Consider the following 22,044-nt stretch of genomic DNA (forward strand, 5'->3'; position numbering starts at 1 on the left):
CTTCGAGCAAGCGAACGAATCCTTGCATCGTGATTTTCACTTGCTGAGGCAGTTTCCCAGAAAGGCGTTCGCTATTCACTTGGCCGTACGCCGCAGCCGTTCCAGGAATGGCCGCAGTCTGTGCTTGCGCCCGTGCTGCTCGATGAGCCCGCCAAGGTACGCAAGCCACTGGTCGAACCGTCCGCAAACCTCATACGCGCGTGCGGCAATGCCGAGCCACAGCGCGGCGGTCTCATAGCGACTTGATCTACCTTCAAACATAATCGCATCGGCCATGCGGCGCGCAAGGACAATCACCCAGTCGGGGTGATCGACCGACGCCCGTTCAGCAAGCCGAACCAGCGCCGGGTCACGCGGACTTAAGAAGCACGCTTCCTCTAGGTTAATGCTAGCAACGGCGTCGGCGACCAAGCCCTCGTCCAGTAGAATCTCGATCCGCTCACTGGCGTAGGGCGCCGCCATCAGCGCCGCAAGCAGCAGTTCGCGCAATCCCGGCCAGTCCGCCGGATCGGAGATTATCTCGGCCACGCGGAAATCTTCACGTGCAAGACTTTGCTCGAAGGCTATGCGCGCTCCCCTTAGCATCATATCCCGGTTGCCTGACTCATGCGCCTTCTCGCGCAACCAGCGGGCCAGCAATGCCTTGCCTGTTCTTTGACGCCAGCTTTCTCCGCCTTCGCCGCGCCCGTCTCGCGACAGCCCCCAGGCAGCAAGGTGGATCGCGGTTTCCACCTTGCCGACAGCAGCGACGGCCTCGGCAAGCCGCAGGAGGTCACTATGCGTGGTCAGGCGCACATGGGCGAGAGCAATCGCCTCATCGACACGCCCCATCTGCGCCAGCTTCACAGTATGGTCGCAATAGAGCCCCGCGGCTCGAGAAAGATTGAGGAATTGCTCGCTGCGCCCCATAGCGTCGAGCGCGGCAAGACGGGCCCGCGTCAGATCGTTGTCGAGCGGATCGCTACCTCCCCCAGGCGGCCAGCTCTGTCCAAGTCCAGCGAGCGTCGCCTCAAGGCCTGGCTCGTCCCAGCCCTGAAGGCAAGCCGCAATGGCGGTAGAAAAGGCTTCGACGGCGCCAAATTCCGCAAGCTCTCTCTGCCAACCGGCCAGTTGGTCGGCGAGGTCATCGCGTTCCTCCCGCGGAATTCCATCCATGAGCGCCGTCTGAGCAATCAATTGATCAAGACGAGGAACGAACTCGTGCAGGGCTTCATCCCAATCGGCGTTTTCCGGAAAGTATGCTGCCAGCCCCGAGGCCACGGGCTTCAAGATCGTCAGTGCATGGGAGCCGCGCCCCGCGGCAAGAAAGGATTCAGCCTCATCAATCAGTTGTTCGAACGCCGCTTCATCGATACCCGCAGACCGTTCGCCCCAACTATGCCGATGCCGCCCCAAACCGGTTGAAGCGAACAGAGCCTCGGCGCGACGACGAAACGGCGTCGGGTCGAGCGGCGTATTTGCTTCGTCAGTCTGAGAAGCCGCCAGTCTGGCATCAAGCCAAAAGGCAAAGCTCTCGTCTCTCTCGGAACGTTCCAGCACAAGCGCCTCAAGCCGTTCACGCGACATTGCTCGCATATGCTCCGCGCGCTTGTTCTCCGCCTGCTTCATGTGTGCTCTCAATGACCTCTACTTCAGATGCTGGCCGAGGATGCGCCGGCTTCAAATCAGCTTTAACTTCGTCGCCAGAGCCGTCGCCTGCGGAAGCGAGTAGGCATTGAGCTTCCTGCGCGCATTGTTCATGTGGAAGTTGACGTTCCAGTAGCTCATGTTCTCGATGGTGGCGATTTCTCTCATGGGTTTGCCCTCGGACGCCCACTTGAGCATAAGCGCCTGTCTAGCGGTCAGGCCGATGCTCGGCTTTGCTGTGGGTTCAATTTCTGTTTGCTCGATCCGCACATGAAGCTGGGCGACTGCCATGGCGGCCGCTACCGGATCGATATCCCTTTTCAGCGAGAAGGAAGGCTTGTGCGAAGCCATTGTCAACATTGCCATGCGGCTGAACGCAGTCGCGACCGGAATGGTGATGCCCGAGCGTATGCCGAAACCGGCGGCATCCAGATAAAACTGCCGTACACGCTTCGATCTGACAGTCCTTGAATTTTCGGTTGACCAGGTGAAAGCCTTCATCGTCGCCTTTGCAATCTGGATCACGGGATCGATCTCTTTGAAGCTCTTTGCGAAATACCAATCCTGCCACTCGGGATGATAATTCGAGACGGCGAATGTTCCGACTGGTTGAAGATTAAGGTAGGCGTAGTACTCAAAGGCGAGTTCTTCGGCGAGCTCGGTAAGCGCTTCGTTGAACATCTCCTTGGTGCACGCCACGGTGGAAACATCGGTCAGCTTCTGAAACCAGCTTTTCACCTTCTCCTCCTTACTTGCCCCTCGCCCTATTGATGCCATGCGCGGCCCAGTGACCATCTAAGCCGTTGATTAGATCAACATGCAAAAAGGGTGCGAGCTAGCCCGGTTCAACTCGCCTACAACATGAAAGTCCAAGGATCGTTGCCAGACCTTCCGGTGCCCCTGGTTGGCACTTAGCAGTCTACTCGCCATGAGCCTCCAGACGGCGATCCACGTTGCTCCTTGCGGACTGCCCGCCCACGGCTTTGAGCGGTCTTGATGTTGCGGCCAGCGTGCGGGCGATTTCCACAATCTCCTCACGGTTCGCGGTGGGGTCCTCCTTGTTCCAGGCGAGCCCCATGCCGATGGTGAAATCCACCCCGTCCACTTCTCGAAGACGAAGCGATTGGTGGGGCAAATCCCTGGTCCATTCCGGTACGAAACCCACACCCATCCCGGCTGCAACCAGCGAAACCATGGAGAGCGTGTCGTCGCAGCTACAGGCAACCTGATCGAGAAGGCCATGCTTTCTGAACTGCTCGAAGAAATACTTTTCCGTGTAAGACAGATTTGAACGGGAAAAGGAGATGATCCGCTCCCGTTTCAGATCGCTCATTGTAACGGTCTGCGCTGTCTCCAGCGCGCTGCCAAGTGGCACAGCCAGCAGATACCTTTCGTTGGCTATGCTCTGCCAACGGAGCGATCCAATATTTTCAACCGGCCTGATGAAGCCAAGGTTGATGCGGCCCTTCTCCAGGTCGCGGATGATCGCATCCGTGGAACCGCTGCTCACGTGAATCTGGATATCGGGAAATCGTTTGCCGAGCTTGTTCAGAAAGAGCGGCAAGACACCGAAGGTCGCAGGATATATTGTTCCGATGGTGATCCGGTCGACATTCTTGCCCGCAACGGCCCGGACGACTGCGGAACTATTTTCGATCTCCCGCAGAACATTGATGCACCGCTCGTAGAAAACTTCGCCGGCTTTGGTCAGTTGAACGCGACGCGTGGAGCGGATGAGTAGCTGCACGCCGAGCTCCTTTTCCAGCGTCTGTATCTGCACGCTGAGGGCGGGCTGCGCCATGGAGAGCGTTGTCGCTGCGCGACCGAAATGAAGCTCCTCGGCCAGCGTTGCAAAACATCTCATTTGACGGAGTTCCATTCGCCTGCCCTCTGCAACCGCGCAAATCATTCAACTAGGCTGCAGATCATCTATTAATAGTCACGACAGATCAATATGTTGTTTTTTAATAATCCTATACCCATGAATTCCTGCAGTAGACTGCGACGCATCTTTACCCTATCGGTTGCATATGAGAACGAGCATCGACCATCTTCCCGAAAAGAAGCAGCGCGAGCTTGCCCGCGTTGTTGAGATCATCCACGAGGAATTTACCGATGCGCTCGAGGGTGGCTCGGCAGACTTCAAGAAACGCGGGCGGATCCTGAAGATCATCCTGTTCGGCTCCTACGCCCGCGGTACCTTTGTTGACGAACCGCACACAATGAAGGGCTATCGCTCGGATTACGACGTCCTCGTCATCGTCAATTCGAAGAAGCTTGCAGAACCGGAATACTGGGACAAGGCGACCGACCGTCTGATGTGGGACAAGGGGGTCTCGACGCCAGTTGGGCTGATCGTCCATGGCGCCCGGGAGGTGAACAATTTTCTCGCGGACGGACAGTACTTCTTCGTCGACATGCTGCGCGAGGGCATTGTGCTCTACGAACTCGATAGTCGGCCACTGGCCGAGCCGAAACGGCTCTCGCCGGCCGAAGCGTTCCGGGTGGCGAACGAGCATTTTGAGAGACAACGTGCGAGCGCGAAGTACTTTTGTCAGTTGGCTCGATACGCCATGTCTGACGAACAGCGAAATCACGCAGCGTTCAATTTGCACCAGGCTGTAGAGACAGCTTATTCCTGCCTGCTCCTAACCCTCACCAACTACAGCCCGCCGTCGCACAATCTCAAGTTCCTGCGTGGTTTAGCTGAGGATCGCGACCAGCGGCTGGTCGAGGCCTGGCCGCGGGACCAGCATCGCTTTACCGCCTGGTACAACGTTCTCAACGAAGCCTATGTGAAGGCACGCTACTCCAAGCACTTCGAGATCACCGACGAAGGGCTCGGCTGGCTTCTCGAGCGGACGGAGCATCTCCTCCGCCTCGTCGAGACGATCTGTCAGGAGCGACTGGCGGAATTGGAATTGGGGTCTGCCTAGCTTCCGAATGCCTACATCTCGGCACGGCCTGCGGTGAAATGACCTCAGGGCGTGGTCACCTCGAGTCGCGACACGTCAACGTCTTTCACAATACTGCTTAGGGCTTGTCACGCAGGCCGCGTCGTTTACGGCTGAATGGCCTCCCACACCCAATTGCTGCAACCTCCAACTTACCCTACATTGACCAAGTGGTAAAAAAGACGCGCGCAAAACGCGCAATCAATCAGAGGGGAACTTAATGCATAGCAATTCCTTCCATTTTGCCATTTCCAGAAGAACCCTGATCAAAGCTGCCGGCGCCTCCGCGGTGGTGGCCGCCGCGGGTCTACCGAGCCGCCTGCTCGCTGCGGACCCGATAAAGGTGGCAGCCATCTATACCGTTCCGGTCGAGCAGCAGTGGGTCAGCCGTATCCACAAGGCGGCTAACGCCGCCAAGGAGCGAGGCGACATCGAGTACGTCTATTCGGAAAACACTGCGAACAACGATTACGAGCGCGTCATGCGTGAGTATTGCGAGGCAGGTCACAGGCTGATCCTGGGCGAGGTCTTCGGCGTTGAAGATGCTGCCCGCGCCGTTGCCAAAGACTATCCGGATGTCGCCTTCCTGATGGGGTCGAGCTTCAAGCCCGATGCCGCCGTACCGAATTTCTCGGTTTTCGACAACTATATCCAGGATGCATCCTATCTGTCCGGGCTTGTCGCCGGCGCAATGACGACGTCCAAGAACATCGGTATGGTGGGAGGCTATCCCATCCCAGAGGTCAACCGGCTGATGAACGCATTTATGGCCGGCGTGAAGGAAGTGGCACCTGACACCAAGTTCCAGGTCGCCTTCATCGGCTCATGGTTCGATCCGCCCAAGGCCAAAGAGACCGCTTTCGCCCAGATCGACGGCGGCGCGGACCTCTTGTATGCCGAGCGCTTCGGCGTGTCCGACGCGGCCAAGGAGAAGAAGATCCTGGCCATCGGCAATGTCATCGATACCCAGGCGGACTATCCAGATACTGTTGTCGCCTCCGCGCTGTGGCATTTCGAGCCGACGCTCGACAAGGCGATCAGCGAAGTGAAGGCAGGCACCTTCAAAGCCTCCGACTACGGCATCTATTCCTTCATGAAGAACGGCGGCTGTTCGCTGGCGCCTTTCGGCACTTTCGATAGCAAGGTTCCGGACGCCATCAAGGCCAAGGTCTCGGAAAAGGAAAAAATGATCAAGGACGGCTCGTTCATCGTCGAGATCAACGACGCCGAGCCGAAGTCGACCTGACCTCCTTCCTCGCGTCCATGGGAGAGATGTTCGGCAGTGCCGGACGAAGGGCTACGCTTCGCCAACAGCGACCCTTCTCTCCTTGGACGGGAAAGGACGCTCTCCCGCAACGCCACTTCCGGTCGCCGACGTGTCAAGCAAACCCGCCCTTCGTCTTTCCGGCATCAGCAAGCGTTTCGGCCCGCTCAGGGCCAACGAGGCCATTTCCTTCGAGCTGAAGCCGGGCGAAGTCATGGCGCTTCTCGGGGAGAATGGTGCCGGCAAGACGACGTTGATGAACATTCTCTTCGGCCACTACGTCGCCGACGAGGGAACCGTCGAGGCCTTTGGCAAGCCACTTCCGCCAGGAGATCCGCGCGCAGCCATTGATGCCGGCATCGGCATGGTCCATCAGCACTTTACCCTCGCAGACAACATGACGGTGCAGGAAAACATAGCCCTTGGCACGCAAAGCCTTTGGCGCCTGCGGCTCGACCGGGCCTCAGCACGGCAACGCATCGAGCAATTGTCCGCCGATTTTGGTCTGGCCGTCGATCCCGGTGCCACCATTTCCAGCCTGTCAGTCGGTGAGCGCCAGCGGGTCGAGATCCTGAAGGCCCTTTATCGCGAAGCCCGTATCCTGATCCTGGACGAGCCGACGGCGGTTCTAACGCCGGCCGAGACCGACGCACTGTTCCGGACGCTGAAGCTGCTCGTCGCCAAAGGCCTGTCGATCATCTTCATCTCCCACAAGCTGCACGAGGTGATGGCCGTCAGCGATCGTGTGCTGGTGCTGCGCTCCGGCCAGCTCGTCGGCGAACGTGAAACAGCCTCGACCGATCGCAAAGAACTGGCGGCCCTCATGGTCGGCCACGAGGTCAACCCGGCGGAGGTCAGCCCGGCGAAGCTAGGAGCGCCGCTGCTGTCACTCGAACGCGTCTCGACTTCACCGTATAACGGGGCCGGCCTCGATAGCGTGTCGCTCACGCTCACAGCCGGTGAAATCACCGGCCTTGCTGGCGTTGCCGGCAACGGCCAGGCTGTCCTTGCAGCCCTCATCGCCGGCATCCGGCATCCGACCAGCGGAAGCATGTCCATCGCCGGCCGGGAAATCGCCGAGTGGTCACCGCGCGCCGCACTCGCCCATGGCGTGGCCCGGATTCCGGAGGATCGACACGCGATCGGCAGCATCGGCGACATGAGCGTGACGGAGAATGTCATCGCCGAACGCTACCGAAGCCCGCTGTTCAGCCGCATGGGCTTCCTGAACTGGAAGGCCGCCGGACGCTTCGCCGAGAAAATCATTGCCGACTACGATGTCAAATGCCCCTCGCCCGGGGCCTGCATACGACTGCTCTCGGGTGGCAACATGCAGAAGCTTATCCTCGGGCGGGCCCTTGATCCCGACCCGGCGGTCATCCTTGCAAGCCAGCCGACCCGCGGCCTCGATGTCGGCGCCGTCGCCTATGTTCACCGCATGCTGCTTGAAGCGCGAGACAGGGGCGCAGCGATATTACTGATTTCAGAGGACCTCGAGGAAGTCCTGAGCTTGTCCGACCGCATCATCGTCATATCCAAGGGGCGCCTTTCGACATCGTCTTCCCGCGGCGAGCGCAGCATTCGGGAGTTGGGAGAGCTGATGGCTGGCCACGGCGGGGAGCACGGCAATCATGCGGCTTGAGCCGAAGCCCGCCCCTTCCCTCGCGGCCACCTTGCTGTTTCCGCTGGCAGCCATCGCCGCGACGCTGATGCTGACGTCGATCCTGGTTCTCGCCGCTGGCGCTTCGCCACTCTCCGTCTTCTATCTGGTGGCCAAGGGTGCCGCCGGCTCGCAGTTCGCGTTGCTGGAAACCTTGACCCGCGCGACGCCGCTGATCTTCACGGGCCTGGCGATCGCCGTCGCCTTTCGGGCCAAGCTCTGGAACATCGGCGCGGAAGCCCAGCTCTACATCGGCGGCGTCGTCACCGTGGTGCTTGGAACCGGCGCACTACCACTACCTTCGGTCATTCTGATCCCGGTAATGATGGTCGCCGTCATGGCCGCAGGCGCTTTGCTTCTGCTCGGCCCCGCCGTTCTGAAGACCCGCTTCGGCGTCGATGAGGTGGTGACCACGCTGCTGCTCAACTTCATCGTCCTGTTGTTCGTGTCGATGCTGCTCGAAGGTGTGCTCAAGGATCCGATGGGGCTCGGCTGGCCGCAATCGCAGAAGGTCGTGGCCGAAGCGCAACTACCGCGCCTCATCCAGGGCAAGCGCATGCACTACGGCTTCGTCATCGCCCTTGCTTCGGCCATTCTCGTGTGGCTCGTCATGAAGAAGACGGTCCTTGGCTACGAAATGCGCGCCGTCGGCCATAACCCGGAAGGCGCGCGGTTCGTCGGCATCCTGGTCAACCGCACGCTGATGAAGACGGCGTTGCTTTCGGGCGGTCTGGCGGCACTCGCCGGTTTTTCCGAAGTCTCGGGGCTCAAGGGCAACCTGACGCTCGACCTGTCTCCGGGCTACGGCTACACCGGCATCGTCGTCGCGATGCTCGCCATGCTCAATCCGCTCGCCGTCATCGCATCGGCCATCTTTGTCGCCGGCATCTTCGTCGGCGCCGATGCCATGAGCCGAGCGGCAAAGGTGCCGAGCTACATAGCGGACGTCATGGTCGCCACCTCGCTTCTGACGATGGTTGTCGCGATCCTTCTGACGCGTTTCCGGATCAGATGGAGGTGACATGGACGCGCTCGAAATCCTCTTCACCGCCTCCTTCTGGGTTGCCGCCATCCGCATAGCGTCCCCCCTGATCTTTGCGACCATGGGCGAATTGATCTGCGAGCGCGCCGGCGTTCTCAACCTCGGCATCGAGGGGATCATGACAGCAGGCGCTTTCGCCGGCTGGTTCACCGTCTACTCCGGCGGCGACCTTTGGGCAGGTGTGCTGGTCGCGGCTCTTGTCGGCGCCCTGTTCGGGCTCTTGCACGCCACGCTCACTGTGCCGCTCGGCCTGTCACAACACGTTGTCGGCATCGGCGTCACGCTGCTTGCCACGAGCCTGACCTATTTCACCTATCGGCTCGTCTTGCCCGAGGTGACCTCGCCTCCAAAGATCGAGCCGTTCCAGCCCCTGCCGATCCCGGGCCTGTCCGGCATTCCCATCGTTGGCGAGGCGCTGTTTGCCCAGACGCCGCTGACTTATCTTGCATTCGTGTCGGTCGCAGCTGTTGCGTGGATCCTCTATCGCACGCCTGTCGGCCTTGCCGTTCGCGCTGCCGGCGAAAACCCATCAGCGGTTGAGGCGCAGGGCATTTCAGTCACTGGCATCCGCATGGGCGCGGTCGTCGTCGGCAGCGCGCTGATGGCGGTCGGCGGCGCTTTTCTCACCACCTCGGCTTTCAACTCATTCTTCTTCCAGATGATCAACGGACGCGGCTGGATTTGCATAGCACTGGTCGTCTTCGGCTCCTGGCGGCCAGGAAAGGCGTTGATCGGCGCCATCCTCTTTGCCGCCTTCGATGCCTATCAGGTTCGTCTGCAGCAAATATCGGGTGGCATCGTGCCCTATCAGGTTTTCCTGATGATGCCCTATGCGCTGTCGATCCTGGCGCTGATCCTGGTCGCACGCCGCGCCACCTATCCCAAAGCTTTGATGATCCCGTACCAGAAAGGCGAAAGATGAGTTTCGACCTGATCTAAAGAGGCGGCACGTTGCCCGACGGAACCGTTGCCGATGTGGGCATCAAGGGCGATAGGATCGCCGCGATCGAGGTCAGCATCGATGCCGAGGCCGGTCGCGTCGTCGATGTCTCAGGCAAATCTCGTCAGTCAGTCTTTTGTCGATCCACATTTCCATACGGACGCAACAACTGTCTTATGGCCTGCCGCATATCAATGCCTCGGGCACGCTCCTCAAGCGCATTGCGCTGTGGGGCGAACTCAAACGGGCTCCTGCCCCGAGGCCGTCCAGCAGCGGGCGTTAGCCTATTGCGACTGGGCAGTATCGATGGGCCTCGGCGTCATCCACACCCATGTTGATACCTGCGATGACCGCCTCCTTGCGGGAAGCGCTGCTGGAGAAGATCGCGCCCTATGGTGCAATGGGAATACGGCGGCACCGAACGAACGATTCCAGCGCGCAAGCTACAGGACGCGTTCCACTACTTATGCCTTCCTGACCCAAAACATCCTTGCATTTCTGGAAACAAAATCCATGAACCCGAGCATGATCAGTCAGCAGCATCGTTTTCCCGCCTGATTGTAAATTGCTTTCGTCCGTATCGGCGATCGCTTTTGATCTTGCCGCTCGCATCGAACTTTCAGTCGCTCGGCATGGACTTCCTGTGGCAAACGCAAGTGGCCGACCTCCACTTGCCCCCACTCGCTCCATGTAATCTTGATGATTTCCCGATGCGAGACTGTCATTTCTCCCTCCAAAGATGATGCAAAGAGATCGCACTGATGTCGGCTCAGAATTTTCGACTTCACCTAGAGCGGGAATTCAGTTAAGATTCAACCTATTCGACATGACCGTGTGTTTCCGGATGACGCGACCTTCGCTCTGAGACCGTCCGGCCACACTTCTTCCGCCGGACTCTCAAAGGAGAGTCACCATGTCGAAGCCATTGAAGAATGTACTGCAACCGTCAAACGAGGCGGATGCGCAACATGACGTCGCGGTGGCAGCGGCTGTGGAACTTGCAATGGAGTTTTACGGCTGCGACGCCGTGACCGCCGCGGCCAAGCGCGCGTTCGAGGCCAGGGACCTCAATCGTGAAAGCCATTACCGGTTCTGGCTTCATATCTTCAAATCCCTGAAATCCAATCCAACGCTGATCAACGAAATCTGCCGGCCGGGGTGATCCAGCGGCTGCCTGTGGCAGCGCGCATAAATCCAATGCTCGGGATCTAAAACCGAATCCGATGCAAGCCGTCCGCCAGTTCAGCGAGTGCGACACAATTGATATGATTTCCGTATGAATACGAGGAAATCAATATTGGAGATCGCAACACTGGCGGGCGCAATGTCACCGAACCGACAACACCAACAAAGGGGATCGTCATGAGGTACACCGCGCTGTGCGCACCCGCGATCGCATCAATGGTTTGGGCTGCAAACGGCAACGCCGAAACGCTCATCGTCAACAGCTATGGCGGGCCGTACGAAACCATCATTCGGGAGCGGATCATTGAGCCTTTCGAGAGCAAATTCGGGATCAAGGTGATCTATGACGCCGTCGGTTCGGCCTCTCAGGATTATGCCAAGATCAAGGCCACCAACGGCCGCCCCGGCTTCGACGTCGTCGTAATGACCGCTTCTCAATCGCTCGAAGGATGCAAGGAGGGCCTGCTTGATGAACTCTCGCCAAAGGAGGTTCCCAATCTGGCGCATCTGTCATCGGTGATTGCCGGCGTTGCTGGTCCCTGCGGCGCGGTTCACGAAGTGCAGTACCTCTCGCTTCTTTACCGGACGGACAAGCTGGCAGAGCGTCCGAATTCCTGGAACGCACTCTTGGATGATGGCCTCAAGGGCAAGATCATCCTGCCGACATTTCAGAACGTGATGGCCGCCTACCTGCTGGAGATCTACTCGGTCGCCCATGGTGGCGATCTGCTCGAGAACGTCGATCCCGGATTTGCCGCCGTGGCCAAGCTCGCCGAGCAGTCGATCGGGTTTGAGCAATCATCCTCCGTCATGGAAACGTACATCAAAGGAGGCGACGTCTGGGCCATGCCCTTCTGGAACGGGCGCGCACAGTTGCTCGTCGATGGCGGTCTGCCGGTCGACTATGTCCTGCCGAAGGAAGGCTCGATCCCCTTGGTTGCAACCCTAAACGTGCCGAAGCACGCAGCGAACCGAGACGCAGCTCTCAAGTTTGTCAACTTCTTTCTGGAGAAGACCAGTCAGGAGGCGTGGGTCACAGGCTACAAGGTCGGCAGCGGTAGGATCGACATCGAGGTGCCCGCCGATATTCGCGCCAAACAAATCACCACCGAGGCGGACCTGAAGGCCCTTCTTTTGCCTGATCTCGCTGCGGTCGCGACGCGGCTCTCCGCCTGGGGAGAACGATGGGAACGTGATGTCGTCGCGGCGGCCAGGTGAGGAAGAACGATCATGGCCGTCATAACTTGTTCCACTCCGACAAAGCCCCTGCGCGCTGTGCCCGCCGGGGGACTTCTGCCTCTGATCGCTCCGTCGATCGTCCTGGCGCTCTTCTTCGCGATACCGATGGGCATGATGATCGGCATCAGCTTCCAAAGCCAATCTGCGGGCGGACTGACGTTTGCGAGCTACAGCCGCTTCTTTGGCAACGACCTGGTGCTTGCCGGCCTGGTTCGAACCGTCATAATGTCGGGCCTGGTTGCGGTCTGCGTGACCGTCCTAGCCTATCCCCTCGCCTATTATCTGGCACGCGCCACATCGCGCTGGCGAACAGTCATCTTCGCGCTTGCTATTGCGCCGGAATTGGCCGGTGTCGTGCTCCGGACCTATGGTTGGCTGATCATTCTCGAAGATCGCGGCTTTATCAATTCCGCGCTGATGTGGACCGGACTAATCTCGGAACCTTTGCCGTTGTCGAAGAACCTCTTCGGCGTGGTGGTCGGGCTTACTCACGTCATCCTCCCGTTCGGCGTGCTGTCGCTTCTGACGAGCCTCCAAAGTATCAACCCCAATCTTGAAAGGTCTGCGCAGATCCTCGGTGCATCGCGCTTGGCCGTCATACGCCACATCATCCTGCCGCTCTCAGTGCCGGGAATCGTTAGCTCGCTCTTGATCGGTTTCACCATGGCCGCAAGCGCTTATGCAACCCCTGCCCTCCTCGGCGGCGCCGGCTTCAAGGTCATGGCCACCATGGTCTACGAACAGGTGCTTTTCTATCTCGACTGGCCCTTCGCGGCGGTCATGGCGAACGTTCTCCTCGTTCTGATGCTGGCCGCCGGCTTCGTCGGCTCCAGGCTGGAGTCGCGCCTTCACCAGAAACTACACATCTAGTATCGGGAGGCTCCCATGAACCGACTGCTCACGTACCTGTTCAGGGTGGCGCTTGCTGCCATTCTTGCCTTCATCACCCTTCCGCTCGTGGTCGTTTTCGCGGCCTCCTTCAGCCCAACGTCCGCCGTCACGCTCCTGCCAAGCGAATGGACCTTGAAATGGTATGCGGCGCTTTGGGACAGGCGCTGGCTCGATCCGTTTCTGCTCAGCGTCGAGCTGGCCGTCATCGTGTCGCTCGCCAGCGGACTGCTCGGCGTCCTTGGGGCATACAGCGTCGCCTATGCGAAATGTCCGGGGCACACTGCCATAATGGCGTTCCTCTTGTCGCCCATGTCGGTCCCGCAGATCGTCAAAGGCGTAGCGATCGTCCTGTTGTTGTCCTCGGCGGGACTTTACGACCTGCTCGGAACGCCCGGGCTTGTCATGGCTCACGTCATCCTGACATTGCCTTACGTCGTTCGCATGGCGGCGACAGCGATGTTCGGCTTCGACAAACGCCTTGACCGCGCCGCACGCATACTTGGAGCCAGTGTCGCGCAGAGGATCAGGTATGTGCTCTTGCCGCTGATACGCGCCGGCCTCTTCTCTGGGATGACCTTCGCCTTCATCATTTCCTTCAACAACATCCCTCTATCCGTCTTCCTGGTCAGACCCGGCCAGACGACGCTCCCTATCACCGTCATCAACCATCTTGAATACAGCCTGGATCCGGTGCTTGCGGCAGTGAACGTCGCGTCACTCATCTTCATCCTCGGCGCAATCGTCCTTTTCGAAAAGATCGGCGGCTTCTCCGCCCAGATCCACGGAGGCAGCAAATGACCACCATCGACATCGAACTTCTTTCGGTCAGCAAGCAATTTGGTTCAAGCCACATCGTCGACGATATCAGCCTTGCCATCCCGAAGGGAAAATTCGTCAGCATTCTTGGCCCCTCCGGATGTGGTAAAACGACGACACTCAACATGATCGCTGGTTTCGAAGCGCCCTCGAGCGGACTGATCCGAATTCGCGGCCGCGATCAGACGGGCGTCCCGCCCGAAGCCCGGAAGATCGGGCTGGTCTTCCAGAACTACGCACTCTTTCCGCACATGACAGTCGCCCAGAACGTCGGGTTTGGCCTGCGGATGCAGGGTCGCCGGCGCGAGGACATCGCCGAGGGCGTGTCACGGGCCTTGAAGAGTGTTCACCTGGAAGGCTTTGAGGATCGATATCCGAAGGCCCTGTCGGGAGGGCAACAGCAACGGGTTGCAGTAGCCCGAGCTATTGCGCCCTCCCCGTCCGTCCTGCTTCTCGACGAACCGCTCTCGAACCTTGACCTCAAGCTCCGAGAAACGATGCGCGTCGAGTTGAAGGAGATCCAGGAGGATCTCGGCATGACTTTCGTCTATGTGACACACGATCAGGAAGAGGCGATGGCCATGTCCGATCGGATTATCGTCATGCAAGGCGGGGTGGTGGCACAGGAAGGATCGCCGGCGGACATTTACGGCAGACCGAGAACTTCTTTCGTCGCGGACTTCATCGGCAAGTCCAATATCCTGCCGATATCCGCAGTGGCCGAACCCGATCGGAGCCTGAGGGTGTACGTAGGCGCGGCAAAGGTGGCGATGAAGGCCGTGGCGGTAAATAACCTCGCGCCTGAGAACGCGCGCTTCTGCTGCATCCGGCCGGAGGCCGTTAGGCTGGCCGATGCAGCAGGGGCACTCGATGAGCCCGTAAACCGAATGACCGGCACCGTCCAGAAGGTCGTCAACCTGGGTGCCTATCTCGAAGCCTGGATGCTCATTGATGGCGACATCATTTTGAAGTCCATGATCCGCTCGACCCGCATCGATAAGCTCACGGCCGGCTGCCGCGTAGAGCTCGCCGTCGCCCATTCCGCTGTTCAGCTGCTGGAGCAATAGCCTGGATTAATCCATCCCCAATATCAATCTCGAAAAATTGATATTGGATATCGGATTTATCACTCCACTAAGCTTGATCCGATCCCAAAGCCGGGATCTTCCCACACGGAGGCGAAAGACACACATGAAAACAAAAGTTTCGGCAATCCAGAACGACAGCAACGTTTGCGCAGACATCGTCGGGTTCGATTTCACCGGGTACGACGACGCTGACGTTGCCGCAGTTCGGTCCTACTGGCTGCAGTACGGTGTCATCCGCTTTCGGGCGACCGAAATCACCGACCAGCAGCAGGTCGACTTCTCCCGTCACTTCGGTGATTTCGTCATCCATCCCAAGCAATTGCAGGAAGGTGGACACCCCACCCACCGCGAAATCCTGGTGATCAGCAATGTGATGAAGGACGGCAAGCCGAGCGGCGCGCTCGGCAACAGCGAAGCGACGTGGCACACAGACACCTGGTTCTACGAGCGCCCGCCTGCCGGCGCCATCCTCAAGGCGATCGCGGTTCCCCCTTCCGGCGGCGACACGTATTTTCTGTCAACCTACCAGGCTTTCGACACGCTCCCCGCGGAGCTGCGCAGGGCCGTTGAGGGGCGGCAGATCTTCTTCCAGAATGTCTACGACAAGACGGGCAAGTTGCGCCTCGGGAAAGGCGAACCGACGAGCACGGATTTTCGCGAGTGGAGCGGTGTCGTTCACCCGCTGGTCAGAACCCATGGCGAAACGGGTCGCAAGGCGCTTTATATCGGCGGGACGTCGGAAGGGTCGTGGATCGTCGGCATGCCGCTCGATGAAAGCAACGATCTGATCACACGGCTTTGGGAGCACACTACCAACACGCCTGAAGTCTTCGTTCAGAAATGGGGCGTGGGCGACATCGTGATGTGGGACAATCGTTGCACGATGCACCGGCGCGATTCATTCGACCCGAACACGATCCGGATTATGCATCGAACGACCACATCCGGCGAGCGCCCGGTCTGATTTGTGAACAAGAGGACAGATCGGAGTGTCGTCGATGACCCAGCCTTACAAGATTGAGAAACTACCGGAAGCGATCCCGGACGCACTGCGAACCCTGCTCAAGGGTGTCGAAACCGCAACCATAGGTCACTTCGAATATCTTGGATTTGCTGGCGCAGGAATTGTGCCGGTCTTTCCGGCCAAGGCAATTGGAACGGCTGTCACGGTCGCCGCGCCCGGCCGCGATGGAGCCGTCATCTATACGGCAATCGATCTGCTCCGCCCGGGAGATGTTCTCGTCATCTCCCGGGTCGACCGGGACGACGTTGCCTGCGTCGGAGGGGGTGTCGTTGCTGCTGTCCGTGCGCGTGGCGCTGTCGCCATTATCGTCGACGGTCCTTGCACCGATATCGAGGAGATCCGCGCCAGCCGCTTCCCCGTCTGGTGTCGCGGGGTCTCGTCCAAGACGACCAGCCGTCGACACCAGATCGGCGGCGCCATCAATGTCCCGATCGCCTGCGGCGGGGCGGCCGTGCTGCCCGGGCACGCAATCCTTGCAGATACAGAGGGTGTCTTTGCTGCCGATCCCTCCGATATGCGCTGCATCGCCGACACTGCCCTCGAGCGCCAACAGCGCTCCCTTAAGCTGCGGCCCTACCTTGAGGCCGGCCATTCCATCTTCGAATTGGATCGGATCGTATGATGAAGATTTCCCTCGTCCAGATGAACTCCCAGCCCGACCGCGACAGCAACTTGCGCGTGGCCGAGAGCCTGATGCTGCAGGCAGTCGCGCGCGATACACCCGACTTCATCGTTCTTCCGGAACATTTCGACTGGTCCGGCGGCACGGTAGCGGAAAAACTGGCGGCAGCCGATCATATGCCGGGCGGCGACGCCTATCGCATGTTGCAGGCGTTCGCCGCCCGGCAAAAGGTCTGGATCCACGGCGGCAGCTTGCTCGAAAGGATCGACGGAAGTTCGAAAATCTACAACACAACGGTCGTCTTTGACCCAGAGGGAAACGAGGTCGGCCGCTACCGCAAAGTTCACCTCTTCGACATCGAGGCGCCAGATGGCAAGATCTATCGGGAATCCGCCACCGTGGCGCCTGGAGAAAACCTGCTCGTCTACGAAGCCGGCGGTTTCAGGATCGGCTGTGCCATTTGCTATGATCTTCGCTTCCCCCGGCTCTTTGACGCGCTCGCAAGCGCCAGCGTCGATGTCGTCATTCTACCCGCCGCTTTCACGTTACAGACCGGCAAGGACCACTGGGAAGTGCTCTGCCGGGCACGCGCGATCGAACACCAGATCTATTTCGTCGCCTGCGGTCAGTGGGGAGGCTACACTGCCGCAGAAGGAGATCGCCGCTTCACCTACGGCAACTCTCTCGTCTGCGATCCGTGGGGGCAGGTCATAGCCCGCGCCGTCGATGAGGTCGGCGTGGTTTCCGCACACCTCGATCTCGATCGTGTGGCAGCAGTTCGCAAGCTCATTCCCGCCGCGTCGCATAAGGTTTCGTTTGTCGATAAGGCACGCGCCTACCGAGGTTGCAGCCACGGCGAGCGCTGCAATTCCTCCTGCAGCTCGCCTGTGCAGACCTTCGGGGCACCAACTTCTTCTAGTAGCACGCAACCAAAGCAACCTGAAAATGGACCTTCAATCTCCATCCTCGGGTAATCGGACGCCAGATATGACCGCTTTTATCACGCAAACGCTGGGCAGCTATATCGCCGAGGAAGCACTCGCTCGTGTTCCCGGCGACGTCATCGACAAGGCCAAGCTCTGCTTTCTGGACTCGCTTAGCTGCCTGTTCGGAGGGCTTCAGCTGCCGCTGGCTGGCATGCTGGAGCTACTGCGAATGGACAGCCAGGTCGCCCCTGCCTGCGTCGGGTCCGTCAACGCCCGCAGGGGGTCGGCGACAGCTGCCTTCGCCAGGGCGACCCTCATCAACGCGCTTGACTTCGACGACATATATGAGAAGGGCCACCCGGGAGCCACCGTTGTTGCTGCAGCCTTGTCGGTCGCTGAACACACGAGGTGTTCGGGCAGAGAATTGCTCGAGGCCGTGATCACCGGCTACGAGGTGAGTTGCCGCGTTGGCCTCTCGCTGGCTCACGTCCAACCCAGAAAGGCCATTCACGGCCATGGGACTTGGCAGATATTCGGTGCAGCAGCCGCGGCCGCGAAACTCATGCGTCTCGACGCCGGGCAAGCGGCGCATGCAGTGGCGATTGCCGCTGCGAATGCGCCAGTCGCCTCCGTCATGAAGACCGTCTACGGAGACACGCCATCGATGGCGAAGAACAACTTCGGCATGGCCGCGCAAATGGGCGTCTTGGCCGCGCGCCTTGCCGCTGCCGGCTACGAGGGCCCCTTGGATGTCTTCGAGGGAGAGACAGGGTTCTGGCGGATGGCGGGCGCCGACGAGTGCCGTTTCGATAGACTGACCAAAGGCTTGGGTGGCGCCTACGAAATTCTCCGGGTTGGTTTCAAGCCTTTCAGTGCTGTCGGCTCATCCAAAGCAGTGTCCAAGCCAGCCGCGACGTCGTCCGCATGGCCGGCATTGATCCCGCCGACGGCTTGCACGCCAAGCTGGTCGTGACCGCCCCCCCGATCGTGTGCGAACCGCCATTTAGCAAAGCGCGCCCGCGGCACATGTGGGCAGCGCAGTTCAGCGCACCGCACGCCATCGCCATGGCCGTATTCGGCGTTGAGCCGGGTCCCGACTGGTTCTTGGATCATTGGCTTGGTGACGAGATCGCCGGGCGGTTTCAAGACAGTATCGAGCTAGTGCCACATACCATCCACGCCTCAACTCGGGGCACTCACGCCGCAAGCGCTTGGTTAAAGCTGCGCAACGGGCAGACCTTCGAAAGGCGTGTAGACGTTGCGGAGGGAGAGGCGAGCAATCCCATGCAGAAATCATCTCTCGAGGGTAAATTCTTACGACTCGCGGGCCCTCTCGTCGGAGACAGCGGTGCTTGCGAAGCCATTGAACACGTGTACGCACTGGACAGAGAGGAATCGCTCCGGCCGCTCCTCCGCTTATTGGCCAGTTGATACCGACTTACTCCTGTATGACGGCATTTTACTCGCAAGCCCAGCCCGCAACCGCAAATCCACGCTGTGGGCACCGAGTTTCCCCACAGTCCTCCCGCTGACCCGCATGGCGACCTCAGCGAAAACGGGCGGGCAGCAGATGCTCCAATCATTTCGGTGCGCGCCGGCCTGACCTCCTTGGCCGAAGTCGACGAGCGGCACGTGCAACAAGCAGCTTGGCCATTCGAGTGCCGAAATGAACCGCAGGTACCACCGCCGACGCGACCGATTTAGGGTCAATCTGACGAAAGCCTCGGGGCTGTAGGCAACTTAGTCCGCCAACATACGTGCGAGCATATTTCTGATGTGGTCCAACGCGCCGTAGAAAATTGCCGCGATAACGATTGCGCGGCTATGCTCCACCGGAATAAGCCCAACAGCTGCCGTGTCGAAGACACCGGATCCTGGGATGAACATCGATGCGCAGAGGCCCGAGATAGGGCGTCTCGTCGAGACGATGATCCGCCAGGCCAACAAAGACGCGCAGTCGGCGCGGATCATCTCAAGGACCAGAACGTAGGGCACTTATCGAGCGACCTATCTCACCAATGCGTTGGTTTTTTTGCGCCCATCCTTTGCTCGCGGCGCAAAATCGCCAGTCCACGATCCAAGGCCCGGCTCTCAGCAGCAGGGATCGTTCATTTAAAGACAACAAAAATGTATCCGAACCTTTCCTTTAATCCCCCCTCTCGGAATGCGAAATTGCTTCCCGTCGCATGATGTCGGCAATTCCACGGAGAACGGCGATGGAGAGTACACCCAGATACATTTCGCTCGCGGAAATGAAGCGCCACGGCGTCCGCCTCGAGGCATCCGCGCTTCATAATGCTGCAAGGGCTGCATGGTCCGATATCCGTTTGGGCCGGGCACATGGCTTGAAATCTGTCCTGTCCTTTCCAGAGGCCGCCCTGTGGGACCAACCCCAGTTTGAGGCTTACCGAGATGCGTTGCAAGGCGAACGACTAGGTTGGAAGCTTTCCGCGCTCTCCAGCGTCGGAACCAGATACGCAGCCGTCAAGGTGGTCGGTGCCAATGCGATCAACCGTCGACTGGGCCAGCCCCGTTCGACCTCCACGATCCTGCTGCTCGACAACTTCACACTGCGCCCGCTTTGCTTGATGGACGGGACCGATATCTCTGCAGCAAGAACGGCAACCTATGCCTCAATGGCCCTTGAACTTTTCTTTCCCAAAACAGAAGAACTCTCCGTCTTCCTCTTTGGAGCGGGCCCCATTGGCGAGCAGATTGTCAGAGTGCTCAGTCATTTTGGAGCCGGTATCATCTCAAGAATCTTCGTACGTAGCCGCTCAGGCACTTCCGCGCACCAACTCGTCATAAGGCACGAACAGTCACGTGGAACCCGGCTTGAAGCTGTCGCAGATAATCAGAGGCTGCGTGATTGCCGCTTTGTCATCACCGCTTCCAACGCCAGCGCACCGGTGTTTGATAGCACAGAGATCTGCTCTAACGCCGTTGTCCTGCATCTCGGCGGAGACGAGACACCGTCCGGCTATATCCAGAACGTTCTTCGGTCCGGTCTGGCGCTCTGTGACGACATTTCCATGGTGTCGCGACGAAACTCGCAAAGCCTGGCGCTTCACTTCTCACGCAAAGGAACGACGCTGGAGCAGCTTGGGCCGGTGCTCGGTATCTTGAACTTAAAGGACTTCTGCGACGCAGGCGGCGGATCGGAATTCCCGATCCTCATCACATGTGTTGGTCTGCCTATGCTGGACCTTTATGTCGCCGCTCATGTTTACGAAACCTGGTTCTCGCCAGATGGCACGGCGACATCCGTCCAGTCATCCAGCACGAACTGACGCCCGGGGGGCCAGACTTTACGGAGGGTGCGGATGTATGCCACCGAAATCCTCGCAGAGTATGTGGCGAACTATCCTTCCAATGCTCTGCCGCCCGATGTCAGGTTAAGTGCCACCTGCTGTATTGTGGATGCAGTCACTGCCTATGTCGTCGGCTGCGATGTGCCAAGTGCGCACGCAGCCCGTGCGGTCGCCCGGCACGATTTTGGAACTGGCCGAGCTCCGGTCTGGTTGACGGGGGAATGTCTCGGAGTCACTGCTGCGGCTTTCTGTAACGCTGCGTCAGCCTCCGCACTCGATTTCGACGACGGCCACCGCGGCGCGCGCGGTCATCCCGGTGCGGCTGTGATACCCGTAGCACTCTCCGTGGCATCTTCGATCGGCGCGTCCACCGACGACCTCCTGACTGCAATCGCTCTTGGATACGAGATCGGAATTCGCGTAGCCGTCGCGCAGAACCCGCAGGCGATCAAAAGTCGGCAATCGGGACGCTGGACTGGCTATGCTGCTGTGGCCACGGCCGGCCGCCTCTACAGAACCGATCCCCCTGCACTCGCACACGCACTCGCTGTAGCCGGAGTGCTGGCACCAAACCAGGAGGCAAATGGCAGCTCCGGCTATGCCAACCTCACGGGGAACGACGTCAAGGAGGGTATTCCCTGGAGTGTCATGACGGGCCTGACCGCATTGCGCCTGACGGAGCAGGGATTTACCGGACCTCAAGATTTGCTCGATCATGCGTCGCACTTCGACTGGCAGAGCATCACCGCGGACATGGGTCATCCAACTGAGATCTCGAGGGTCTATTTCAAACCCTATTCCTGCTGCCGCTACATCCACCCCGCTCTTGATGCCTTTGCGGCGCTTTCGGAGGTCGCGGACATCAGAATCGAACAAATCGCATCAATCGAAGTTCAAACCTTTCATTGGGCCCTTCGACTCTCAAACAGCTTGTCTCCCAGGACATTGACGGAGGTCCAATACAGTCTGCCCTATTGCATGGCGATTGCCGTTGTCGATGGGCTTGCGGCCCTGGCGCCAGTCGGTCATGCGCAGCTGGGTAGGCACGACCTCCACGAATTCGCCCGCAAGGTTCGTCTCTCGGTCAGTCCTGAGATCGACGCACGGTTTCCGACAGAGACCCTTGCGCAGGTATGCCTGCAAATGATTGACGGCAGATTGATCACCTCGAAGGTGACCTCGCCGCGCGGGGACAGGCCGCACCCACTAGACTGGGAAGATCTCATCAATAAGTTCTTGGCAGCGACGGGGGGTAAGCTTTCCCCCAAGGCACAAAATACTGTCCTGCAGGCTTTTGAGGCACTGAGAAATGGTGATGCTGTTCCCCTCCTCCAGCGCCTAAGGATGCGATTGATCGACTGACATGTCCGCAATTAGGTGGCAACTGCCACCAACGAAATCACCTACCCGCGACATTTTTCTTGGGGCGACCACCCTTTAAGCCATTGAGTCTCGA

At 59.4% G+C, this 22,044-nt stretch carries 20 protein-coding genes and 3 pseudogenes; 19 read left to right on the top strand and 4 right to left on the bottom strand.

The window, feature by feature from the left end; genetic code table 11:
- Nucleotides 1-75: 75 nt before the first annotated feature.
- The 3 genes from MKZ91_RS11635 to MKZ91_RS11645 form a co-directional block, all read right to left on the bottom strand.
- Complete coding sequence (locus MKZ91_RS11635; RefSeq protein ID WP_336171045.1) at nt 76-1,608, bottom strand: DUF6880 family protein; 1,533 nt, start codon at nt 1,606-1,608, stop codon at nt 76-78.
- Nucleotides 1,609-1,659: 51 nt separating this feature from the next.
- The gene (gene traR / locus MKZ91_RS11640) at nt 1,660-2,364 is read right to left on the bottom strand and encodes an autoinducer-binding transcriptional regulator TraR (protein ID WP_336171046.1); all 705 of its coding nucleotides are present in this window, start codon (nt 2,362-2,364) and stop codon (nt 1,660-1,662) included.
- Between the two features lie 181 nt (nt 2,365-2,545).
- Nucleotides 2,546-3,505 carry a LysR family transcriptional regulator gene (locus MKZ91_RS11645; protein WP_336171047.1) on the bottom strand — a complete coding sequence of 320 codons (960 nt, stop codon included), beginning with the start codon at nt 3,503-3,505 and terminating at the stop codon, nt 2,546-2,548.
- Between the two features lie 151 nt (nt 3,506-3,656).
- Here MKZ91_RS11645 and MKZ91_RS11650 point away from each other — a divergent pair, with 151 nt between their 5' ends.
- From MKZ91_RS11650 to MKZ91_RS11730, 17 genes and pseudogenes are all read left to right on the top strand, one after another.
- Nucleotides 3,657-4,562, top strand: a complete 906-nt coding sequence (locus tag MKZ91_RS11650) for a nucleotidyltransferase and HEPN domain-containing protein (protein ID WP_336171048.1) — start codon at nt 3,657-3,659, stop codon at nt 4,560-4,562.
- 238 nt (nt 4,563-4,800) lie between these two features.
- On the top strand, nt 4,801-5,826 hold the full coding sequence (locus tag MKZ91_RS11655) for a BMP family protein (RefSeq protein ID WP_336171049.1): 1,026 nt from the start codon (nt 4,801-4,803) through the stop codon (nt 5,824-5,826).
- Nucleotides 5,827-5,956: 130 nt separating this feature from the next.
- Nucleotides 5,957-7,486, top strand: coding sequence for an ABC transporter ATP-binding protein (locus tag MKZ91_RS11660; protein ID WP_336171050.1), 1,530 nt, complete (start codon nt 5,957-5,959; stop codon nt 7,484-7,486).
- Nucleotides 7,476-8,525 carry an ABC transporter permease gene (locus MKZ91_RS11665; protein WP_336171051.1) on the top strand — a complete coding sequence of 350 codons (1,050 nt, stop codon included), beginning with the start codon at nt 7,476-7,478 and terminating at the stop codon, nt 8,523-8,525. Before MKZ91_RS11660 ends, MKZ91_RS11665 begins: the two co-directional genes overlap by 11 nt.
- Nucleotide 8,526: 1 nt before the next feature.
- Nucleotides 8,527-9,468: an ABC transporter permease gene (locus MKZ91_RS11670; RefSeq protein WP_336171052.1), complete on the top strand. Its 942-nt coding sequence runs from the start codon at nt 8,527-8,529 to the stop codon at nt 9,466-9,468.
- A gap of 29 nt (nt 9,469-9,497) precedes the next feature.
- Nucleotides 9,498-9,880: pseudogene (locus MKZ91_RS11675) on the top strand (amidohydrolase family protein); the annotation flags it as partial.
- A 519-nt stretch (nt 9,881-10,399) separates the two neighbouring features.
- A complete protein-coding gene (locus MKZ91_RS11680; protein ID WP_336171053.1) occupies nt 10,400-10,648 on the top strand; it encodes a hypothetical protein in 249 nt (82 codons plus the stop codon).
- A 200-nt stretch (nt 10,649-10,848) separates the two neighbouring features.
- Nucleotides 10,849-11,889: an ABC transporter substrate-binding protein gene (locus MKZ91_RS11685; RefSeq protein WP_442892254.1), complete on the top strand. Its 1,041-nt coding sequence runs from the start codon at nt 10,849-10,851 to the stop codon at nt 11,887-11,889.
- Between the two features lie 12 nt (nt 11,890-11,901).
- A complete protein-coding gene (locus tag MKZ91_RS11690; RefSeq protein WP_442892255.1) occupies nt 11,902-12,780 on the top strand; it encodes an ABC transporter permease in 879 nt (292 codons plus the stop codon).
- A gap of 15 nt (nt 12,781-12,795) precedes the next feature.
- Nucleotides 12,796-13,599 (top strand): ABC transporter permease, encoded by an 804-nt coding sequence (locus MKZ91_RS11695; RefSeq protein ID WP_336171054.1) that lies wholly within the window; start codon nt 12,796-12,798, stop codon nt 13,597-13,599.
- Nucleotides 13,596-14,684, top strand: coding sequence for an ABC transporter ATP-binding protein (locus MKZ91_RS11700; protein ID WP_336171055.1), 1,089 nt, complete (start codon nt 13,596-13,598; stop codon nt 14,682-14,684). Before MKZ91_RS11695 ends, MKZ91_RS11700 begins: the two co-directional genes overlap by 4 nt.
- A 124-nt stretch (nt 14,685-14,808) precedes the next feature.
- Nucleotides 14,809-15,669, top strand: a complete 861-nt coding sequence (locus MKZ91_RS11705; RefSeq protein WP_336171056.1) for a TauD/TfdA dioxygenase family protein — start codon at nt 14,809-14,811, stop codon at nt 15,667-15,669.
- 34 nt (nt 15,670-15,703) lie between these two features.
- Nucleotides 15,704-16,351, top strand: coding sequence for an RraA family protein (locus MKZ91_RS11710; RefSeq protein ID WP_336171057.1), 648 nt, complete (start codon nt 15,704-15,706; stop codon nt 16,349-16,351).
- The gene (locus MKZ91_RS11715; protein WP_336171058.1) at nt 16,351-17,325 is read left to right on the top strand and encodes a carbon-nitrogen hydrolase family protein; all 975 of its coding nucleotides are present in this window, start codon (nt 16,351-16,353) and stop codon (nt 17,323-17,325) included. Before MKZ91_RS11710 ends, MKZ91_RS11715 begins: the two co-directional genes overlap by 1 nt.
- A gap of 13 nt (nt 17,326-17,338) precedes the next feature.
- Nucleotides 17,339-18,250, top strand: a complete 912-nt coding sequence (locus MKZ91_RS11720) for an MmgE/PrpD family protein (protein WP_336171059.1) — start codon at nt 17,339-17,341, stop codon at nt 18,248-18,250.
- Entirely contained in the window at nt 18,202-18,708 is a 507-nt protein-coding gene (locus MKZ91_RS11725) for a hypothetical protein (RefSeq protein ID WP_336171060.1), read from the top strand. Before MKZ91_RS11720 ends, MKZ91_RS11725 begins: the two co-directional genes overlap by 49 nt.
- A 96-nt stretch (nt 18,709-18,804) precedes the next feature.
- Nucleotides 18,805-19,012: pseudogene (locus MKZ91_RS11730) on the top strand (integrase); the annotation flags it as partial.
- Between the two features lie 5 nt (nt 19,013-19,017).
- Here the strand turns inward: MKZ91_RS11730 and MKZ91_RS11735 are convergent.
- Nucleotides 19,018-19,240: pseudogene (locus MKZ91_RS11735) on the bottom strand (type II toxin-antitoxin system RelE/ParE family toxin); the annotation flags it as partial.
- 253 nt (nt 19,241-19,493) lie between these two features.
- On the opposite strand from MKZ91_RS11735, the gene MKZ91_RS11740 reads away from it, so the two are divergent.
- Together MKZ91_RS11740 and MKZ91_RS11745 are read left to right on the top strand one after the other, a co-directional pair.
- Nucleotides 19,494-20,567: an ornithine cyclodeaminase gene (locus tag MKZ91_RS11740; RefSeq protein ID WP_336171061.1), complete on the top strand. Its 1,074-nt coding sequence runs from the start codon at nt 19,494-19,496 to the stop codon at nt 20,565-20,567.
- Nucleotides 20,568-20,600: 33 nt separating this feature from the next.
- The gene (locus MKZ91_RS11745) at nt 20,601-21,950 is read left to right on the top strand and encodes an MmgE/PrpD family protein (RefSeq protein ID WP_336171062.1); all 1,350 of its coding nucleotides are present in this window, start codon (nt 20,601-20,603) and stop codon (nt 21,948-21,950) included.
- The last annotated feature ends 94 nt before the right edge of the window (nt 21,951-22,044 follow it).

The organism is Ensifer sp. MJa1 (assembly GCF_037026475.1).
Taxonomy (GTDB): Bacteria; Pseudomonadota; Alphaproteobacteria; order Rhizobiales; family Rhizobiaceae; genus Ensifer.